Origin of the sequence: Albimonas marina (assembly GCF_029223255.1) — a bacterium.
Lineage (GTDB): Bacteria > Pseudomonadota > Alphaproteobacteria > Rhodobacterales > Rhodobacteraceae > Albimonas.
Map to the genome: position 1 here is coordinate 21,131 of NZ_JARHUC010000007.1, position 19,587 is coordinate 40,717.

Genomic DNA, 19,587 nt, shown 5'->3' on the forward strand with positions numbered 1-19,587 from the left:
GACGCGGCCTTCGGAAGGTTCGGGGGGCTGCGAGGTCAGGCGCGGCCGTCGAGGAACGGCGGCAGCACGTCGACGGCGGGCTTCAGGAAATCGAGCAGGCGCGCCTCGGCCTGCGCCTCGCTCTCGTCGGGGCGGATGGGGGTGGTCAGGCGCACCAGCGCGCCGTCGGTCCGCCCCTCGACGATGCCGTTCACCAGCAGCATGGCCTTGGCCATGTAGTCCGAGGCGATGCGCCGCCCGGACTGGTCGAACCAGTAGTAGACCAGCAGCTTCGAGCCGCCCTTGATGATCACCGCCCGGTTCACGTCGAACCCGGGCGCGAGGCCCAGCCGCGGCCCCAGGTCGACGGTGCGGATCGAGTGCATCTCCCACCCGCCGCCGGGCAGGCAGATCTCGGGCGAGTGGATGCCGCCCTTGGTCTGGTCGTGATACCAGGCCGAGAACAGCTCGATCGGCGCGGGGGCGTCGGCCTTGGCGAAGTTCAGGCCGATGTAGTCGTCGGCGCCCAGCACCCGCTCGATCTGGTCGCTCAGGCGCGGCTGGCGGCTGACCACGGACCAGTCCCCGATCTCGGCGGGCATGCGCGAATAGGGCTGGCGGTCGATCGGCGGCAGCTCCCGCGGGGGGCTCAGCCACCAGGCGGCGGCGAGGCCGGCGCAGAGCGTGGCGGCCGCGATCATCGCCGGAGAGGGGCGGGTGAAGCGCACGCGGGCGAGCTCGGGCATGATCCCGTTGAGGTCGAGATCCAGCGCCTCGGTCAGGGTCATGCGGGGGGCGGGCTGCAGGCGCAGCATGACCGCGGCCAGCGTGAACAGGATCGCGATGCAGCCCAGGAAGACGACCCAGCCCTCCATCAGGTGGCCGAAGCCCTCGGCCTGCTCGATCCCCCAGGCGTTCACCAGCAGGCCGACCAGCGCGATGCGGAACGAGTTCATCAGCACCGCGATCGGAACGGCGGACAGCAGCAGCACCGCCTTGTGCCAGGTCGGCCCGCGGTAGAGCACCGCGAAGATGTAGGAGAAGGACATGATCGGGAACAGGTAGCGCAGGCCCGAGCAGGCCTCGGCCACGTGCAGCTTGTAGATGCCCAGGTCGATGATGTTCCCGTCGAGGAACACCGGCGTGCCCATCATCTGCAGCGCCCAGACGCCCACGTCCGAGGAGATGAACTGCAGCGTGGTGGTGGCCTTGTAGTAGATCACCCCCGGCAGCGGCAGCATGAAGGTCAGGTGCAGCACCGGCGGCCACAGCTGCTTGCCGCGCTTCCAGCCGAAGCTGACCAGCAGCATGCCGTAGATCCACACGATCATCGCGTAGGCCGAGACGTCGCCGATATGGCTCAGCAGGCCCAGCAGGCCCAGCAGCAGCGACAGCACCACCACCGTCACGCCCGGCCAGCGGTCGTCGATGGGGCCTGTATGGACCGGAACCTCCTTCAGCTGGCGCAGCAGCAGGAACGAGGACAGCAGCGGGATCAGCGGCCCGTGGCTGTACTCGGCCAGCTGCCAGGCCTCGCCCAGCGTCACCAGGCCGGGCAGGAAGAACAGCGCCGCCCCGACCACCGCGATGGCCAGCCAGAAGACGCCGAATGGGTTCCAGGTGGCGCTCCAGCCGCCAGCGATCGCCTTGCTCATCCCCACCACGTTCAAGTTGTCCGCGCCGCGACCGCAGGGCCGAGGGCTGCGAGATCATTATATTGAAAGGTTCTCCCGTTCGATAACATGAACCGCGCCCCCCGTCATGACGGGTTTCGTCGCGGTTCACATCCCCGAGACCGCCGCGTCAGGAGGGCGCGCTCCGCCTCCCGCCCTCAGGCGATGTCGCGCGCCATCTCGCGAAACAGCGGCGAGGTCGCGAGCAGCGTCTCGAAGTCCCCCCGCGCGGCGACGCGGCCGTGCTCGAGCAGGAAGATCTCGTCGCAGCCGCGCACCGTGGTCAGGCGGTGGGCGACGGTGATCACCGTGCGGCCCCGCCCGGCGGCCTCGATCCCCTCCATCACCTGCCGCTCGGTGACGGTGTCGAGGGCCGAGGTCGCCTCGTCCAGGATCAGGAGCGACGGGTCGCGGTAGAGCGCGCGGGCGATCCCCACCCGCTGGCGCTGCCCGCCCGAGAGGCGCACGCCGCGGTCGCCCACCAGCGTGTCGTAGCCCTGGGGCAGCTCGGCGGTCACGAAGTCGTGCAGGGCGGCGAGGCGGGCGGCGCGCTCGACGGCGGCGCGGTCGATGCGGCCCTCGGGGTCGCCGAAGGCGATGTTCTCGGCGACCGAGGCGTCGGTCAGGAAGATGTGCTGGGGCACGTAGCCCAGCGTCCGCCGCCAGCCCCGCCGCTCGGCCGCGTCGCGCAGGGGGCGGCCGTCGACCAGGATCTCGCCCGCGTCGGGCGCGAGCAGCCCCAGGATCAGGTCCATCGCCGTGGTCTTGCCCGCCCCGGTGCCCCCCACGATCCCTACCCGCGTCCCCGCGGCGACGGTCAGGTCCAGCCCCTCCAGCGCCGGCCGGTCGGCGCCGGGATAGGCGAAGCGCAGGTCCCGCAGCTCCAGCGTGCGCGACAGCGGGGGGATCGGGGCGGCCTGCAGCGGATCAGGACCCGGCTCCATCAGCTCGGCATGGATCGCGTCGAGCGAGGGGCGGCGGGCGCGGATCGAGCTCAGCCCCCCGTAGATCGCCTGCATCGAGGGCGCGAGCCGGGCGCCCGCCAGCGCATAGACCCCCGCCGTGGGCAGGATCGAGGCGTAGCCGGCCGAAGAGCCGTCGGTCCCCGCGGTCAGCGCCAGGATCACCGCGATCATGCCGACCACCGCCACCCCCTCCAGCACGTGCCGGGGGGTCTGGGCGAGCACCACCTCGTCCGCCGTCGCCCGCGCGCCGCGCAGCGAGGGCTCGGCGTAGCGGCGCAGAACCGCCTCCTCGAGGCCGAGCGTCTTCACTTCCTTGATGCCGGACAGGCTCTCCTGCGCGATGCGGAAGCGGGCGTTGATGCTCGCCAGGCGCGCCTGGCCGATGCGCCGGATCCGCGGGCGCAGGGCCAGGTAGACCAGCGCGTAGCCGCCCCCCACCACTGCGAACATGATCGCCGCCGCCGTGGGGCTGACCAGCAGCATCAGCGCCAGCATGGCCAGCGCGATGCAGGCGTTCGACATCGCCTCCAGCACCGGGGTCAGCACCCCGTGGACCATGTATTCCACCTCGGCGAGCGTGCTCTTCACCAGGTCGGCGCTGTGGCGGCCCAGGAACCACGGGTAGGGCTGGCGCAGCTGGCGGCCCAGCAGCTTCACGCCGATCGTGTGCACCCGCATCGCGCAGAAGCGGCGCAGCACGTAGACGGTCGCGACCCGCACCGCGATGGCGAGCGCGTAGCAGACCGCCACCAGCGCCCCGAGCGCGAGGAGGGAGGGGCGCGCCTCGCCCAGCCCCAGCGCCTGCGCGATCCGCCCCAGCCCTCCCGAAGGGTCCGCCGCCTCGGGCGAGGCGAGCACCGCCAGGAACGGGATCACCGAGGCGACGCCCACCATGTTCGCGAAGCCCGCCAGGATCGAGAGCCCCAGCACGACCCAGAAGATCCGCCGCTCCCGCGCGTCGAGCAGGTCCATCAGTTTGCGGATGACGTCGATCTCGAAGGCTCCGGGAGCGGTGTGGCGCGCGGGGGGCGCGGGCAGGGCGGGCAGGGCGCCCGCGCGCCGGGCGGGCTGCGGCGCGAGGATAGGCGCCCGCGCCGCCCCCCGCCAGTCCCGCGGCCCCCGCCCGCGCGGACCCGCCGCCGCAGGCGCCGCCCGGCACCTTCCAGCCCCACGCACCGGATGCCTCCGCGGCGGCGGCCGTCATCGGCGCGCTGATGGACGGTTCAGGGAAGACGCCGCGACCCGCCCCTCGGCCGGAGGGTCCGCGCCGCGCGACCCGGCGGGAGACGCCGGGCCCGGGCGCCGCATCCGCCGCGCGCCGCGGGCGGGCGGGCCGGGCCGGGCGCGCGGCCTGCCGCGGCGCCTCCGGTCCGACCGCGGGGTCTCAGCCGAGGCCGAGGCGGGCGCGGTTCTCGGGGTCGCGGAGCTGGAAGTCGGTCCCGTCGAACTCCCGCGCGGCCTCGGTCAGCAGGAAGGCGATGGCCTTGGCGGGCCAGTCGGCGGGGATGTGGTCGTCCCAGCTCAGCTTGCTGACCGGGTTGATCCCGCTCTTGCCGATCACGCGCTGCATGTCGGTGGCGACCGTGCCGGGGCTCAGCCCCACCACGCGCACGCCCTTGTCGGCGCTCTCGAGATGCGCCGAGCGGGTCAGCATCAGCGCCGCCGCCTTGGCCGAGCAGTAGTGGCTCCACCCCTCCAGCGGGTTGTAGGCCGCGCCGGAGGAGACGTTGACGATCACGCCCGCGCCCTGCGCCTCCATCACCGGCAGCGCCGCGCGCAGCCCGTGGTAGACGCCCAGCGCGTTGATCCCGAAGGCCTTGGCCCAGCCCTCGGGGTCGGAGTCGCTCAGCCGGGCGATGGGCTCGATCACGCCGGCGTTGTTGACCATCGCGTCGAGGCCGCCGAAGGCCTCCCGCGTCGCGGCCACCACCGCCGAGACGTCGGACCACTCGGTCACGTCGCAGGAGAAGGCGATGGCCTCGCCGCCGGCGGCGCGGATCGCCTCGGCCCCCGCCTCGCAGGCGGCGTGGTCGCGCGCGGCCAGCGCCACGCGGGCGCCGCGGGCGGCGAGCTCCGCCGCCGCCGCGGCCCCGATGCCGCGGCTCGCGCCGGTGATCAGGACGGATTTTCCGGTGAGCTCGGACATGGCATGCGCCTCGGAACTGGAGAGCAGGGGGGGACGCGCGCGCGCCCCGCGGGGCGCCCTCGCGCCGGGCTCGGATGGCGGCGCGTCCCCCGCGGCCGGGGGGCGCGGGGATCTCAGTCCCGCTCGACCTTCAGGCCGTTGAGCACGAAGTCGACGTACTGGCGCCCGACCTCCTGCGCGCTCAGCGGGCCGTCGGCCTTGTGCCAGCGCGGCAGGTTCGACAGGCCCGCGAGAATCAGGCGCGAGACCAGGCCCGCGTCGCGCTCGCGCAGCACGCCCTTGGCCATGCCGTCCTTGATCGCGTCGCGCAGGATCTTCTCGTAGGCGTCGCGCTGGGCCACGATCCTCACCCGGTTCTGGGCGTTCTCGAAGCTCCAGAAGGTGTTCGAGGACGAGATCCAGCCGGTGCGGTCGCTGTCGATGCGGGTGGCCGAGGCCTCGACGAAGGCCTCGATCCGCTTGATCGGGTCGTCGCCGGCGGCGGCCACATGCTCGCCCACGTCGGCGATCAGCGCGTCCATCCGCGACATGACCACGATCTCGAAGATCTGCTCCTTGTCGGGGAAGTGATAGTAGAGGGCGGCCTTGGTCAGGCCGGCGCGTTCGGCTATGTCGCGCAGCGAGGCGCCGTCGTAGCCCTTTGTCGCGAAGATGTCCGCGGCGATCGCGATGATCTCCTCGCGGCGGATCGAGGCCTTCTTGCGCGCCCCGCGGGCGGCCGTGTCCTCCTCGGGTTCGCCGCCGGAGGCGACGCCGTCGGCGGGCGCACGGCAAGGCCGGGAATACGGCTCGCGGCTGGGCTGCATCGGTGGTCTCCCCTATACCTTGCCGTCGGTAGACATCGCGTCGAACAGAGCATTGCCGCTAACCGGCCGGCTTGTCAAAAAGGACGCGACGGGAGCGACGATCGGCGCGCGCCCGTAAACGGTCGAGGGAGGACCCGGACATGCGTTGCGCGGTGCTGGACGATTACCAGGGCGTGGCCCTCTCCTTCGCGGACTGGGGACCGCTCGCCGGCCGGGTGGAGCCGGTGATCTTCCGCGAGCCATTCGCCGACGAGGACGCCGCCGCCGAGGCGCTGGCGGGCTTCGAGATCATCCTCGCGATGCGCGAGCGCACGCCCTTCCCCGAAAGCCTGCTCGCCCGCCTGCCGGAGCTGAAGCTGCTGATCACCACGGGGATGCGCAATGCCGCCATCGACGTGGCGGCGGCGAAGGCGCGGGGCGTGACGGTCTGCGGGACGCGGGGCGACAAGAACTCGACGGTCGAGATCGCCTGGGGGCTGATCCTGAACCTGATGCGCCGGGTCTCGGCCGAATCCACGCGCTTCAAGCAGGGCCTGTGGCAGGGGCCGGTGGGCACGCGCCTGGCCGGGCGCCGGCTGGGCCTGCTGGGGCTGGGCGAGATCGGGGGCCGGGTGGCGCGGGTCGCCCAGGCCTTCGAGATGGAGGTCGAGGCCTGGTCCCCCAACCTCACGCCCGAGCGCTGCGCCGAGGTCGGCGTGACCCTGGCCGAAAGCAAGCAGGCGCTGTTCAAGCGGGCGGACGTGATCTCGATCCACCTGGTCCTCTCGCCGCGCAGCCGCGGGGTGGTCGGCGAGGCGGAGCTGCGGGCGATGAAGCCCTCGGCCTACCTGGTCAACACCTCCCGCGCGCCGCTGGTCGAACGCGGCGCGCTGGAGCGGGCGCTGCAGGAGGGCTGGATCGCGGGCGCCGGCCTCGACGTCTACGACGTGGAGCCGCCGGAGTGCGACGACCTCTTCCGTCGCCTGCCCAACGTGATCGGCACGCCGCATATCGGCTACGTCTCGGACGCGGTCTACCGGCTGTTCTACGGCGACGCGGTCGAGGACATCGCGGGATGGCTCGACGGGGCGCCGGTGCGCGAGCTGGACTGAGGCGGGCTCAGGCCGCAGGCCGGCTCGGGGGGCGTCGAGCCCCCGCTCGCCGGCGGTCGCCTGCGCTCCCGGCGCCTGCCGTCCCGGGCGGCGTCAGCCGAGGGCGGAATACAGCATCCGCGCCGCGGTGATCGCCAGGAACAGCGCGAACAGGCGCTTCAGCAGGGCCTGGTCGACGCGGTGGGCGAGGCTCGCCCCCAGCGGCGCGCAGAACCAGGTGGCCGGCACGATCAGCAGCGCGGCCGGGATCGAGACGTAGCCCAGCGACAGCGGCGGCAGGCCCTCGACCCCCCAGCCCGCCCAGATGAAGGCGATCGTGCCCGGCACCGCGATCAGCAGCCCCATGGCCGAGGCCGTGCCCACCGCGGTGCGGATCGGCACCGAGAAGGCCGACTGGATCGGCACCGCCAGCGTGCCCCCGCCGATGCCCATCAGCGAGGAGAACAGGCCCACGACGCCCGACAGCAGGCCGTTGCCCGCGGGCGACTTCGGCAGCTCGTTCGCCGCGGTCAGCGTCTTGGGGATCGCCATGTTCACCGCGACCGCCAGCGCCACCAGGCCGAACACCAGCCGCAGCGCGTCGCCCGAGGCGAAGCGCGCCAGCACGCCGCCCGCGAGCGCGCCCAGCACGATCCCCGGGCCCCAGCGCTTCAAGAGTCCCATGTCCACCGAGCCGCGCTTGCGGTGCGAGCGGGCCGAGGAGATCGAGGTCGGGATGATCGTGGCCAGCGAGGTCGCCACCGCCAGGTGCTGCGTCACCTCCGGGTCCAGCGCCGAGGCGGCCAGGAGCCACGACAGCACCGGCACGATCACGATGCCTCCGCCCACGCCCAGCAGGCCCGCGAGAACGCCGGCGAAGACGCCGGTCGCAAGCAGCGCCGCCGCCAGCAGCGCGAGGCCGGCCGCATCGAATCCGATCATCGGGAGATCTCCTGTGGACTGGCGGCCCGACCGGGCCGCGACCTTCCCACGGCTAGGGGATCGCCGCGGGAGGGACAAGGGGCCGTGCGACGCGGTTCCATAGCGTGGAAAGCGCGCGAAAGGCGCGACGCCGGGCCCGAAACGGCCGCGCGGCGCGCCGGGGTGGGCCGATCCGGCGATGTTCCGTCCCGGTCGGCGGGCCGGGCGCGGGCGGCCCGCCGCGACGCATCGTCCGGCCCGGGGCGCCCGCCCTCGCGGTCGCGGCACTGGCGCAACCGGGCGAAGGCGGACATAAACGCCCTTCGACCCCGCGCGGCCCGTCCCGCCCGGTCCCGATGCAGAGGCGCGAGGCCCCGCCCACCGGATGCAGTTCGACGACGCCACCTTCTTCTCGGTCTGGTACTGGGCGCTGACGGCCGTGTTCTGGTCGATGGCGTCCTACTTCACCCATGGCGTGCCCTGGGACATGCTGCGCCGGGCCCTGCGCGAGGGGGGCGAGGACGCCTATCTGTGCGACGCCTACGCGCGCCGGATGATCCTGCGCATCGACGCCTTCGCGCATCGCTGGGGCGCGGCGACCGGCGCGACGGTGGGCTTCCTGCTGGCGATGCTGGCGACGCTGGGCTTCCTCGCGCGATCGGAGCTGGCGCTGGGCCTGCTGATGCTGGCCGGCCCCGCCGCGCTGATGGTCGCCGCCCAGGCGGCGGAGGCGCGGCGCATCGCCCCGCGCCTGCACGAGATCGACGTCGAGCCGCTGCTGGCGGCGCTCTACCGCCGCCGGGCCGCCAACCGCCTGGCGGGGATGGCCGCGGTGGTGGTCTCGGTGGCCGTGCTGGGCTATCTGAACGTCGACCGGATCGTGAACCAGGGCGGCTGGTAGGCGCCCGGGCCCCGGTCGCGACGCGTCGGATCCCGCGGACTTCGCCGCCCGCCCCCGGATTGACAAGCCGCCCCGCGTCCCAACATGGTCCCCGACCGTTCGCCCCCGGCAAGGAGAAGCGTCCGCATGGCCGTCGTCGTCGTCGAGTCCCCGGCCAAGGCCAAGACGATCAACAAGTACCTCGGGAAGGACTACACCGTCCTTGCGAGCTACGGCCACGTGCGCGATCTGCCGCCCAAGGACGGCTCGGTCGATCCCGACAACGGCTTCGAGATGCTGTGGGAAGTGGACGCCAAGTCCCAGAAGCACGTCCGCGCGATCGCCGAGGCCCTGGCCGACGACCCCGCCCTGATCCTCGCCACCGACCCCGACCGCGAGGGGGAGGCGATCAGCTGGCACCTGGAGGAGGCGCTGAGGAAGCGCCGCGCCCTCAAGAAGGACACGCCCGTCCGAAGGGTCGCCTTCAACGCGATCACCAAGGCCGCCGTCGAGGCCGCCATGGCCGCGCCCCGCGACATCGACATGGAGCTGGTGCACGCCTACCTGGCGCGCCGGGCGCTGGATTATCTCGTCGGCTTCAACCTCTCGCCGGTGCTGTGGCGCAAGCTGCCCGGCTCGCGCTCCGCCGGGCGCGTGCAGTCGGTGGCGCTGCGCCTGATCGTCGAACGGGAGATGGAGATCGAGGCCTTCAAGGCCAAGGAATACTGGTCCGTCCGCGCCATGCTGAAGACGCCGCGGGGCGTCGAGTTCGAGGCGCGGCTGTCGGAGCTGTCCGGCAAGAAGATCGACCGCCAGACGCTGGAGACGGCGACGCGGGCCGAGATGGCGGCCGCCGCCATCGCCTCGCGCGGCGGCTCGCTCTTCGTGGATTCGGTCGAGGCGAAGCCGGGGACGCGCAACCCCTCGCCGCCCTTCATGACCTCGACCCTCCAGCAGGAGGCGTCGCGCAAGTTCGGCATGGGCGCCCAGCAGACCATGCGCGCGGCCCAGCGCCTCTACGAGGCCGGGCACATCACCTACATGCGGACCGACGGCATCGACATGGCGCCCGAGGCCGTGCAGGCCGCCCGCGCCGCGATCAAGGACCGCTTCGGCGCCGCCTACGTTCCCGAGAAGCCCCGCTTCTACAAGAACAAGGCCAAGAACGCCCAGGAAGCGCACGAGTGCATCCGCCCCACCGACATGTCCCGCGACGCGGGCAAGATCGGCGCGGACATGGGCGCGGACGAGCGCAAGCTCTACGACCTGATCTGGAAGCGCACCCTCGCCTCCCAGATGGAGGCCGCGCGGCTGGAGCGGACGACGGCCGAGATCCGCTCGAAGGACCGCGAGGTCGCGCTGCGCGCCACCGGCCAGGTCATCAAGTTCGACGGCTTCATCCGCGTCTATGAAGAGGGCCGGGACGAGCCGCAGGACGACGAGGACGGCCGCCTTCCGGCGCTTTCGCAGGGAGAGCCGACGCCGCTGGCCGCCGAGGCGCTGCGCGAGGCCTTCGACAAGGTCCGCGAGGACAAGAAGGTCGAGACGCAGGCCGGGCTGGAGCGGGCCGAGGGCGCGATGCTGGCCGGGCAGGGCGCCGTGCTCGCCCAGCAGCACTTCACCCAGCCGCCGCCGCGCTACACCGAGGCCACGCTGGTCAAGCGGATGGAGGAGCTCGGCATCGGGCGGCCGTCCACCTACGCCTCGATCATCGGGACGATCCAGGACCGGGAATACGTCCGCAAGGACAAGAACCGCCTGATCCCCGAGGACAAGGGCCGCCTGGTGACGGTGTTCCTGTCGCGGTACTTCTCCAAATACGTCTCCTACGACTTCACCGCGAAGCTGGAGGAGGACCTCGACGTCGTCTCCGACGGCGGGATGGACTGGAAGGCGCTGCTCTCGGACTTCTGGCGCGACTTCCACGCCGCGGTCGAGGACACCGCCGAGCTCCGCATCACCGAGGTGCTGGAGACGATCAACGAGGCGCTGGCGCCGCATCTCTTCCCCGACAAGGGCGACGGCTCCGACCCGCGCCTCTGCCCGAACTGCGGCAAGGGCCGGCTTTCCCTGCGCACCGCGCGCTCCGGCGGCGCCTTCATCGGCTGCTCCAACTACCCCGAGTGCCGCTACACCCGTCCCATGGGCGGCGGGGAGGAGGGCGAGGGCGCCATCGGCCCCGACGGCAAGCTGCTGGGCCATGACGACGACGGCGAGCCGGTGACCCTGCGCTCGGGCCGCTTCGGCCCCTATGTGCAGCTGGGCGAGCTGACCGAGGAGAACCCCAAGCCCAAGCGCTCCTCGATCCCCAAGGGGCTGGCGCTGGACGACGTGGACCTGAAGAAGGCGCTCGACCTGCTGGCGCTGCCGCGCCTGGTGGGCCAGCACCCCGAGGGCGGCGAGATCAAGGCCGGGATCGGACGCTTCGGCCCCTTCGTGATGCACCAGCCGCCGAAGGCCGAGGGCGAGAAGAAGCTGCCCAAGCCGGTCTACGCCAACCTCAAGGACCAGTCCGAGGTCTTCGACATCGGCATCAACCGGGCGGTGGACCTGATCGCCCAGAAGATGGCCCGCGGCGGCCGCGGCGCGGCGGCGACGCCGCTCAAGGAGCTGGGCGAGCATCCCGACGGCGGCGCGATCTCGGTCTATCCCGGCCGCTACGGTCCCTATGTGAAGTGGGACAAGGTCAACGCGACCCTGCCCAAGGACGCCGACCCCCAGACCGTGACGCTGGAACAGGCGCTGGAGCTGGTGAACGCCAAGGCCGCCAAGGGCGGCAAAGGCAAGGCCAAGAAGGCGGCGCCCAAGAAGGCCGCCGCCAAGAAGCCCGCGGCGAAGAAGACGGCCAAGGCCGCCGACGGCGCGAAGGCGCCCGCCAAGACGTCGGCGGCGAAGAAGCCCGCCGCGAAGAAGGCCCCGGCCAAGTCCGCGGCCAAGTCCGCCGCGAAGGACGCCCCCACCGGCGACCCCGAGGTGGACGACGTCTTCGACGGCGGCGGCGAGGCATGATCCCCGGCGCGTCCCCCCGGGGCCGCGCCGCGGCCCCCGCGCCCGGATGGCGAGCGGCGTCTCCTTTCGCCGCCTCGCCCGTCTTCGCCCTCGCGCCCCACGGCCGCGCCGTGTCCCGGCCTTGAGCCGGGACCGCCGCCGCGCGCCCCGCCGCGCGATCCTGCTGGGGCTGGGCGCCCTCCTGGCCCCGCTCCTCCTCGTCGCCCCCGCCTCCGCCGCCCCCCTCCCCGAGGGGGTCGAGCGCATCGGGATCGAGGTGCAGGGCCTCCCCCGGCAGGCCCTGGTCGAGGCGCCGGAGGCCCCCGAGGCGCCCGCCCCGATCCTGCCCGGCGCGAAGCCGCCGCGCCCCGATCCCCTGCCGACCCTGATCCTGCTGCACGACCGCGGCCAGTCCGCCCTCCAGGTCCGGGCGCTGGCCGACCTGGCCCGCGCCGAGCCCTTCCGCGGCTGGCTGCGCGTCTACCCCGAGGGCGGCGCGCGCACCTGGAACGCCGGCCGCCGCCGCGTCGACGGGGGCGAGGCGGTGCGCACCCCCGACGTGGCCTTCCTGCGCGCGCTGGTGGCGAAACTGGCGGAAGACGGGCTTGCCGACCCGTCCCGCATCATCCTCGCGGGCTTCGGGGAGGGCGGCGCCATGGTCCTGCGCACGCTGTGCGAGGCGCCCGGCCTCGTGCAGGGCGCCGCCATCGTCGGCGCGACCTGGCCCGCCTCGCTCAACTGCTCGCTGGGACGGCCGACCTCGGTCCTGGTCTTCAACGGGACCGAGGATCCCGTCGCCCCCTGGACCGGCGGCCAGGCGCGGGGGGAGCACAAGATCGGCGCCGGCGCGCTCGCCTCGGTCGACCGCACGATCTCCTCGCTCGTCGCGATGAACGACTGCCGCGCGCCGCTGGACGAGACGCTGCCCCACGGCGCCGGGCGCAAGCGCATCTGGTTCGCCTGCGAGGCGCCCCTGATGCAGTGGAAGATCGACGGCATGGGCCACCGCTGGCCGGGCGCGCCGGACCAGGGGCGGGAGGGAGACGGCCTCGGCCCGCCGACCCCGGAGGGCGCCCCCGACGCCACCGTCATGATCGCCGCCTTCTTCGTTTCGCTGGTGGAGCGGCCCGGTCCGTGATACCGCGCGGCCGATGAGCCGACTCCCCGACAAAGACACCCTCGCCGACTACATTCGCCAGAACCCCGACAAGGCCGGCAAGCGCGACCTCGCGCGCGCCTTCGGCCTGAAGGGGGTGGAGCGCGTGCAGCTCAAGGACCTGCTGCGCGAGCTGACCGACGAAGGCGTGATCGAGAAGCGCCCGGGCAAGAGCTTCGGCGCCCCCGGCCACCTGCCTCCCGTGGCGGTGCTGGTGGTGGGCGAGCCCGACCACAACGGCGACCTCTTCGCCACGCCCCAGGACTGGGACCGGGACGATCCCGCGCCCAAGGTCCTGATCCTGCCCGGCTCGCGCGGCCCCGCGCCGGGCCCCGGCGACCGGCTGCTGACCCGCGTCACCCCGGTGCATGGCGAGGATCATCACTACACCGGCAAGGTCATCAAGAAGATCGGCTCCGGCCCCCGCAAGATCCTTGGAATTTTCCGCCGCGCGCCCGACGGCGGCGGGCGGCTGGTTCCCGTCTCGAAGGGCGACCAGCGCGAGTGGATCATCGCCGCCCGCGACGCCGACGAGGCCGAAAACGGAGAGCTGGTGGAGGCCGAGCAGATCGGCCAGATCCGCCGCAACCGCGACTTGGCGCTGCCCCGCGCCCGGGTGGTGGGCAAGCTGGGCTCGCCGGGCTCCGCGCGCAGCTTCTCCCTGATCGCGATCCATGAGCAGGGCATCCCCGACGCCTTCCCCGAGCGCGTGACCGAGGCCGCCGCCGCCGCCGAGCCGGTGACCTCGCTGAAGGGCCGCGAGGACCTGCGCCACCTGCCGCTGGTCACCATCGACCCGGCCGACGCGCGCGACCATGACGACGCCGTCTGCGCGCTGCCCGACGAGGACCCGGAGAACCCGGGCGGCCATGTCGTCTGGGTCGCCATCGCCGACGTCGCCCATTACGTGCGCCCCGGCTCGCCGCTCGACCGCGAGGCGCGGCTGCGCGGCAACTCCACCTACTTCCCCGACCGCGTCGTGCCGATGCTGCCCGAGGAGCTTTCCGCCAATCTTTGCTCGCTGGTCGAGGGCGAAGACCGCCCCTGCATCGCGCTGCGCATGGTGCTGGCAGAGGACGGGACCAAGCGCGCCCACGACTTCCACCGCGGCCTGATGCGCTCCCCCGCCTCGCTGACCTACGAGCGGGTGCAGGCCGCCGCCGACGGCCGCCCGGACGCGGAGATCGAGCCGCACCTGCGCACGATCGCCGACCTCTACGCCGCCTACGACAGCGCGGCGAAGGCGCGGGAGCGTCGCCAGCCCCTCGACCTCGACCTGCCGGAGCGGCGGATCAAGCTGGCGGAGGACGGGACCGTCGCCTCCATCGGCTTCCGCGACCGGCTCGAGGCGCACCGGCTGATCGAGGAGTTCATGATCCTCGCCAACGTTTGCGCCGCCGAGACGCTGGAGGCCAAGCGCCGCCCGCTCCTGTTCCGCGTCCACGAGGAGCCCGGCCAGGACAAGCTCGACACGCTGCGCGACGTGGCCGAGGGCTGCGGGCTGACGCTGTCGAAGTCCCAGGTCATCCGCCCGGCGCTGTTCAACCGGCTGCTGCACCAGGCCGCCGGCTCCGACTTCGCCGAGCTGATCAACCTCACCGTCCTGCGCTCCCAGACCCAGGCCTACTATTCGCCCGACAACCTCGGGCACTTCGGCCTGAACCTGCGCGCCTACGCCCACTTCACCTCGCCGATCCGCCGCTACGCCGACCTCGTCGTCCACCGCGCCCTGATCGCCGCCCACGACTGGGGGCGCGACGGCCAGACCGGCGAGGAGATCGAGGACCTCAAGGACACCGCCGAGCACATCTCCTTCACCGAGCGTCGCTCGATGACCGCCGAGCGGGACACCAACGACCGCTACCTCGCCGCCTACCTGCAGGACCGGGTGGGCAACGAGTTCGCGGGCCGCGTCTCGGGCGTGGCGCGCTTCGGCCTCTTCGTGAAGCTCGACGAGACCGGCGCCGACGGCCTGATCCCGATCGCGAGCCTGGGGCGGGAGTGGTTCCGCCACGACCCCGAGACCCACACCCTGACCGGCGAGACCTCCGGCCGGGTGATCGCCATGGGCCAGCGCTGCCTGGTGCGCCTCGCCGAGGCCGTGCCCGTGACCGGCGGCCTGCTGCTGGAGCTCCTCGAGATCGAGGGCGAGGGCGCCCCGGCCCCGTCGCGCCGCAGGCAGCCCGCCCGCAAGAAGCTCTCGTCGGCCTCCAAGGCCCGCGCCAAGCACGCCCGCAAGAAGCGCCGCGGCTGAGCCGGGCGCCCCGGCGCCCCGGCGCGACGCCCGCGCCCGGGCGCCAAGCGCCTGTTTCCCGGAGCCGTCTCTCGCTGATGCCGATCAGAGCGACTCGGCCGGAGGGGTCAGGGATCGCGCAGCGACCCGCGCTTGCGCGGGCTTGTCCTTGACCCCTCCGGCCGAGTCGCTCAGGCATCTTCAGCGAGAGACGGATCCGGGAAACAGGCGCGCCCCCTGTTTCCGGGTGAGTCAGGAGCGTCCTCCCCCCCTCACCCATCGAAGCGCCCCCCAAGCCGCATCCCCAAGCCCGCCCGCAGGGCGCCTCCGTCCCCGGTTTCCTTTCGCCGCCCCGACGGGCAATGTCGCGGCCAAACCAACCGGGAGGATTCACATGACCGCCACCCCCGCGCCCGTGCGCCTGGTGACCTGCTCCACCGCCCCCAACCCGCGCCGCGTCAACGCGTTCCTGGTGGAGAAGGGGGTCGAGATCCCCAGGGTGGAGATCGACCTCGCCACCCGCGCCCACTACGACCCGGAGCATCTGGCGAAGTTCGGCACCCACCACCTGCCGGCGCTGGAGCTCTCCGACGGCACGACCCTGACCGAGACCATGGCGATCTGCCGCTTCCTCGAGGGGCTGCATCCCGAGCCGAACCTGATGGGCGCGACGCCCCTCGAGCTCGGGCGCATCGACCAGTGGAACCGCCGGGTGGAGTTCATGATCATGCTCCCCGCCGCTTACGTCTTCCGCCACTCGCACCCCGCGATGGCGGCGCTCGAGGTGCAGGAGCCGGTGATGTCGGACTGGCACCGCCGCCCGCTCGCCAACGGGCTCGAGGTGCTGAACAAGCGCCTGGAGGAGAGCGAGTTCCTCGCCGGCGACCGTTTCACCATGGCCGACATCAACGCCTACATCGCGCTCGATTTCATGCGCGTCACCAAGACTCGCGTGCCGGACGAGCACACGGCCACCCTGCGCTGGCAGGCCGCGCTGAAGGACCGTCCGTCCCTGCAGCGCTACGTCCCGCCGGCGGCGTGAGGCGCGGTTGAGCGGGCCGGCCCCCCTTCCCCTGGTCTTCGACAGCCCGGTTCTGCTGCTGGGCGGGGGGCCGGCCGCGCCCGATCTGATCGCGGAGCTTCGCCCTCTCTGCGGCGCGGTGGTCGCCGCCGACGGGGGCGCGGACCGGCTGGAAGGCGGGCCGCCCCCCGACGCGATCATCGGGGACATGGACTCGATCGCGGACGCGCCGGGCTGGCGCGCCCGCCTCGGCCCCCGCTTCCTGCACGAGCCCGAGCAGGAGAGCACCGATCTCGGCAAATGCCTGCGCCTGACCCGCGCGCCGCTCTACCTCGCGGCGGGGTTCCTGGGCGGGCGGCTCGACCATTCGCTGGCCGCGCTCCATGCGCTCGCCACCCATCCCGACCGGCGGATCCTGCTGGCGGGGCGGGAGGACCTGGCCTTCCTCGCCCCCCTGCGCTGGCGCGCGCGGCTGGCCGAGGGGGCGCGCGTCTCGATCTTCCCGCTGGGCCCCTGCACGGGCCTCGCCTCCATCGGGCTGACCTGGCCGCTGGAGCGGCTGGCGTTGGGTCCCGAGACCCGCATCGGCACCTCGAATCGCGCGGCGCAGGCGCAGGTGGGCCTCGATCTCGACCGCCGCGCGGCGGTGGTGATGGTCGAGCGTCGGTTTCTGCACGAGACCATCGCCTCCCTCGACGAGGCGCCCGGGGCCTGAGGGCGCCGCCCGCGCCCCGCGCCCCTCGCTTTCCGAATTTCGGCCTGCGCTGCGTCACCACGGGGGATGACCGCGGCGCGCGCGCATTCTACACTCAAATGCGACGGAATTACCTATTCAAAAATAGGAATGCATACCTATCTTCCCTGCCGAGCCATGCAGACCCCCTTGCCGACCCCCGGAGCGATCCATGCGACCTGACGTGACCGCCTTTTTCGACGAGCCGACCAACACCGTCAGCTACGTCGTCAAGGATCCGACCTCCAATGCCTGCGCCATCGTCGACTCGGTGCTCGATTTCGACAACGCCGCCGGGCGCACCTCAACCGAATCCGCCGACGAGATCATCGCCTGGGTGAAGGAGAAGGGACTGAAGGTGGAGTGGCTGCTCGAAAGCCATGTCCACGCCGACCACCTGTCGGCGGCGCCCTACATCCAGAAGGCCGTCGGCGGGAAGATCGGCATCGGCGAGAACATCCGCGTCGTGCAGGACACCTTCGGCAAGATCTTCAACGCCGGCACCGAGTTCGAGCGCGACGGCTCCCAGTTCGACCGGCTGTTCAAGGAGCAGGACCGCTTCTCGATCGGCGCGCTGGAGGGGTTCGTGCTGCACACGCCGGGCCACACGCCCGCCTGCCTGACCTACGTGATCGGCGACGCGGCCTTCGTGGGCGACACGCTGTTCCAGCCCGATTTCGGCACCGCGCGCTGCGACTTCCCCGGCGGCTCGGCCGAGACGCTGTGGCACTCGGTCCAGAAGATCCTCAGCCTGCCCGACGAGACCCGCATCTTCACCTGCCACGACTACAAGGCCCCCGGACGCGACGAATACGCGTGGGAGAGCACGGTCGGCGAGCAGAAGGCGAAGAACGTCCATGTCGGCGGCGGGAACACGCAGGAAGACTTCATCCGCATGCGCACCGAGCGGGACGCGCAGCTGGGCATGCCCAAGCTGATCATCCCCTCGATCCAGGTGAACATGCGCGCGGGCAAGATGCCCCCCGCCGAGGACAACGGGACCGTCTATCTCAAGGTTCCGATCAACAAGCTCTGAGCCGCGCCCGCGCGCGCCCGAAACGGGTCCGGCGCCGAGAGGGGCCGGGCCGGGCTCGCCGCGACGCCGGCGCCGGGGGAGGGGAGGCTCCCCCCGGGCGCGGCGCCCGGCGGGCCTCCCACGAAGAAGAAGCCCCCGGGCCGGCGGAGGAGACCCCCATTGGAACGCAAGATCGTCTCGCCTGAATTCTCGGTGTCGCCGCAGATCGACCCGGCCGACGTCGGCCTCGCCGCCGCGCAGGGCGTGCGCGCCATCGTGTGCAACCGCCCCGACGGGGAGGGGGACCAGCCCTCCTCCGAGACGATCCGCGAGGAGGCCGAGCGCCTGGGGCTCGAGTTCCGCTATCTTCCCGTCCCCTCCGGCCAGGTGACCGACGAGGCCGCCCGCGGCTTCGGCAAGGCGCTGGAGACGCTGCCGGGCCCGGTCTTGGCCTATTGCCGGTCGGGCACCCGCTCGATGACGCTCTGGGCGCTCGCGAAGGCGCCGCGGCTGAGCCCCGACGCCATCGTCGCGGCCGCGCAGGGCGCGGGCTACGACCTCGACGGCCTGCGCCCGCGGCTCGAGGCCGCCGCGCGGCTGGGCGAGGCGAACAAGCCCGACGCCTCGGGCCCCGGCGCGCCGCCGGCGCATCGCTACGACGTGGTGATCGTGGGCGGCGGGGCAGGGGGCATCGCCGCGGCGGCGAGCCTGCTCAAGCGCCGCCCGAGGCTCGACATCGCGATCGTCGAGCCGCAGTCGATCCACAACTACCAGCCCGGCTGGACGCTGGTCGGCGGCGGCGTCTTCGACCGGCGCGACACGCTCAAACCCATGGCTTCGGTGATGCCCGCGGGCGTCCACTGGATCCGCGCCGCCGCCGCCCAGTTCTCGCCCGAGCGACGCGAGATCTCGCTCGAGGACGGGGCGCGGCTGGCCTACCGGGCGCTGGTGGTCGCGCCGGGGCTGAAGCTCGACTGGGACGCGATCCCGGGGCTGAAGGAGACGCTGGGCCGCAACGGCGTCACCTCCAACTACCTCTTCGGCATGGCGCCCTATACGTGGGAGCTGGTGCAGACCCTGCGCGAGGGCCGCGCGATCTTCACCCAGCCCCCGATGCCGATCAAATGCGCGGGCGCGCCGCAGAAGGCGATGTACCTCGCCTGCGATCACTGGAACCGCGAGGGGCGCCTGGGTCGCCTCGACATCCAGTTCTGCAACGCTGGCGGGGTGCTGTTCGGGGTCGAGGACTACGTCCCCGCGCTGATGAACTACGTCAACGCCTACGGCATCAAGCTGGCGATGAACGAGACGCTGGTCTCGGTCGACGGCGAGGCGAAGACGGCCGTGTTCAGCCGCAAGACGGACGCCGGGACCGAGGAGGTGACGAAAGCGTTCGACATGCTCCACGCCGTTCCGCCGCAGCGGGGGCATGACTTCATCGCGCGCTCCCCGCTCGCGAACGCGGCCGGCTGGGTCGAGGTCGATCCCGCCACCCTGCGCCACGTGCATTTCGCCGACGTCTACGGCCTGGGCGACGCCTGCTCGGCCCCCAACGCCAAGACCGCCGCCGCGGTGCGCAAGCAGGCGCCGGTGGTGGCCGAGAACGTGATCGCGACGCTCGAGGGCGGCGAGCCCCGCGCGATCTACGACGGCTACGGCTCCTGCCCGCTGACGGTGGAGCGGGGCAAGATCGTGCTGGCGGAGTTCGGCTACGGCGGCAAGCTGCTGCCCTCCTTCCCCGACTGGCTGATCGACGGCAAGCAGCCGACCCGCGCGGCCTGGTTCCTGAAGGAGAAGCTGCTGCCCCCCGTCTACTGGCACGCGATGCTGAAGGGGCGCGAGTGGCTGGCCGCGCCCGAGATCCTGCCCCGCACGCCGACGCCCCACGCCGCCGGCAAGGCCCTGGCCGAGACCGCCGGCAAGGCGGGCTGAGGCCCGCCCCCGCTCCCGGCCGGCCCGTCCGCGGGCCGGTCCCCGAAACCGCCCCGCCCTGCGGGCCGG

At 72.7% G+C, this 19,587-nt stretch carries 14 protein-coding genes; 9 read left to right on the forward strand and 5 right to left on the reverse strand.

Features of this window, described 5'->3' with window-relative positions:
- Positions 1 to 35: 35 nt before the first annotated feature.
- The 4 genes from xrtD to P2H44_RS18570 form a co-directional block, all read right to left on the reverse strand.
- A complete protein-coding gene (xrtD, locus tag P2H44_RS18555; protein ID WP_275765739.1) occupies positions 36 to 1,634 on the reverse strand; it encodes a VPLPA-CTERM-specific exosortase XrtD in 1,599 nt (532 codons plus the stop codon).
- Positions 1,635 to 1,810: 176 nt separating this feature from the next.
- Positions 1,811 to 3,589, reverse strand: a complete 1,779-nt coding sequence (locus P2H44_RS18560; RefSeq protein ID WP_275765742.1) for an ABC transporter ATP-binding protein — start codon at positions 3,587 to 3,589, stop codon at positions 1,811 to 1,813.
- Between the two features lie 412 nt (positions 3,590 to 4,001).
- Positions 4,002 to 4,763, reverse strand: coding sequence for an SDR family oxidoreductase (locus P2H44_RS18565; protein ID WP_275765745.1), 762 nt, complete (start codon positions 4,761 to 4,763; stop codon positions 4,002 to 4,004).
- A 113-nt stretch (positions 4,764 to 4,876) separates the two neighbouring features.
- A complete protein-coding gene (locus tag P2H44_RS18570) occupies positions 4,877 to 5,569 on the reverse strand; it encodes a TetR/AcrR family transcriptional regulator (protein ID WP_275765748.1) in 693 nt (230 codons plus the stop codon).
- 140 nt (positions 5,570 to 5,709) lie between these two features.
- On the opposite strand from P2H44_RS18570, the gene P2H44_RS18575 reads away from it, so the two are divergent.
- Positions 5,710 to 6,660, forward strand: a complete 951-nt coding sequence (locus tag P2H44_RS18575) for a D-2-hydroxyacid dehydrogenase family protein (protein ID WP_275765751.1) — start codon at positions 5,710 to 5,712, stop codon at positions 6,658 to 6,660.
- A gap of 93 nt (positions 6,661 to 6,753) precedes the next feature.
- Here the strand turns inward: P2H44_RS18575 and P2H44_RS18580 are convergent, their stop codons facing one another.
- Positions 6,754 to 7,581: a sulfite exporter TauE/SafE family protein gene (locus P2H44_RS18580; RefSeq protein ID WP_275765754.1), complete on the reverse strand. Its 828-nt coding sequence runs from the start codon at positions 7,579 to 7,581 to the stop codon at positions 6,754 to 6,756.
- Positions 7,582 to 7,945: 364 nt separating this feature from the next.
- Here P2H44_RS18580 and P2H44_RS18585 point away from each other — a divergent pair, with 364 nt between their 5' ends.
- The 8 genes from P2H44_RS18585 to P2H44_RS18620 all read left to right on the forward strand — a co-directional run bounded on the left by P2H44_RS18585 (position 7,946) and on the right by P2H44_RS18620 (position 19,518).
- Positions 7,946 to 8,461: a hypothetical protein gene (locus tag P2H44_RS18585; protein ID WP_275765757.1), complete on the forward strand. Its 516-nt coding sequence runs from the start codon at positions 7,946 to 7,948 to the stop codon at positions 8,459 to 8,461.
- A 126-nt stretch (positions 8,462 to 8,587) separates the two neighbouring features.
- A complete protein-coding gene (topA, locus tag P2H44_RS18590) occupies positions 8,588 to 11,449 on the forward strand; it encodes a type I DNA topoisomerase (RefSeq protein ID WP_275765759.1) in 2,862 nt (953 codons plus the stop codon).
- Positions 11,450 to 11,570: 121 nt separating this feature from the next.
- Complete coding sequence (locus P2H44_RS18595; RefSeq protein ID WP_275765762.1) at positions 11,571 to 12,566, forward strand: CE1 family esterase; 996 nt, start codon at positions 11,571 to 11,573, stop codon at positions 12,564 to 12,566.
- 13 nt (positions 12,567 to 12,579) lie between these two features.
- A complete protein-coding gene (gene rnr / locus P2H44_RS18600) occupies positions 12,580 to 14,838 on the forward strand; it encodes a ribonuclease R (protein WP_275765765.1) in 2,259 nt (752 codons plus the stop codon).
- A gap of 373 nt (positions 14,839 to 15,211) precedes the next feature.
- Positions 15,212 to 15,859, forward strand: a complete 648-nt coding sequence (locus P2H44_RS18605; protein WP_275765768.1) for a glutathione S-transferase family protein — start codon at positions 15,212 to 15,214, stop codon at positions 15,857 to 15,859.
- 7 nt (positions 15,860 to 15,866) lie between these two features.
- Entirely contained in the window at positions 15,867 to 16,553 is a 687-nt protein-coding gene (locus tag P2H44_RS18610) for a thiamine diphosphokinase (RefSeq protein ID WP_275765771.1), read from the forward strand.
- A gap of 190 nt (positions 16,554 to 16,743) precedes the next feature.
- Positions 16,744 to 17,607: an MBL fold metallo-hydrolase gene (locus P2H44_RS18615; RefSeq protein WP_275765774.1), complete on the forward strand. Its 864-nt coding sequence runs from the start codon at positions 16,744 to 16,746 to the stop codon at positions 17,605 to 17,607.
- Positions 17,608 to 17,766: 159 nt separating this feature from the next.
- Complete coding sequence (locus P2H44_RS18620; protein ID WP_275765777.1) at positions 17,767 to 19,518, forward strand: bifunctional protein tyrosine phosphatase family protein/NAD(P)/FAD-dependent oxidoreductase; 1,752 nt, start codon at positions 17,767 to 17,769, stop codon at positions 19,516 to 19,518.
- The last annotated feature ends 69 nt before the right edge of the window (positions 19,519 to 19,587 follow it).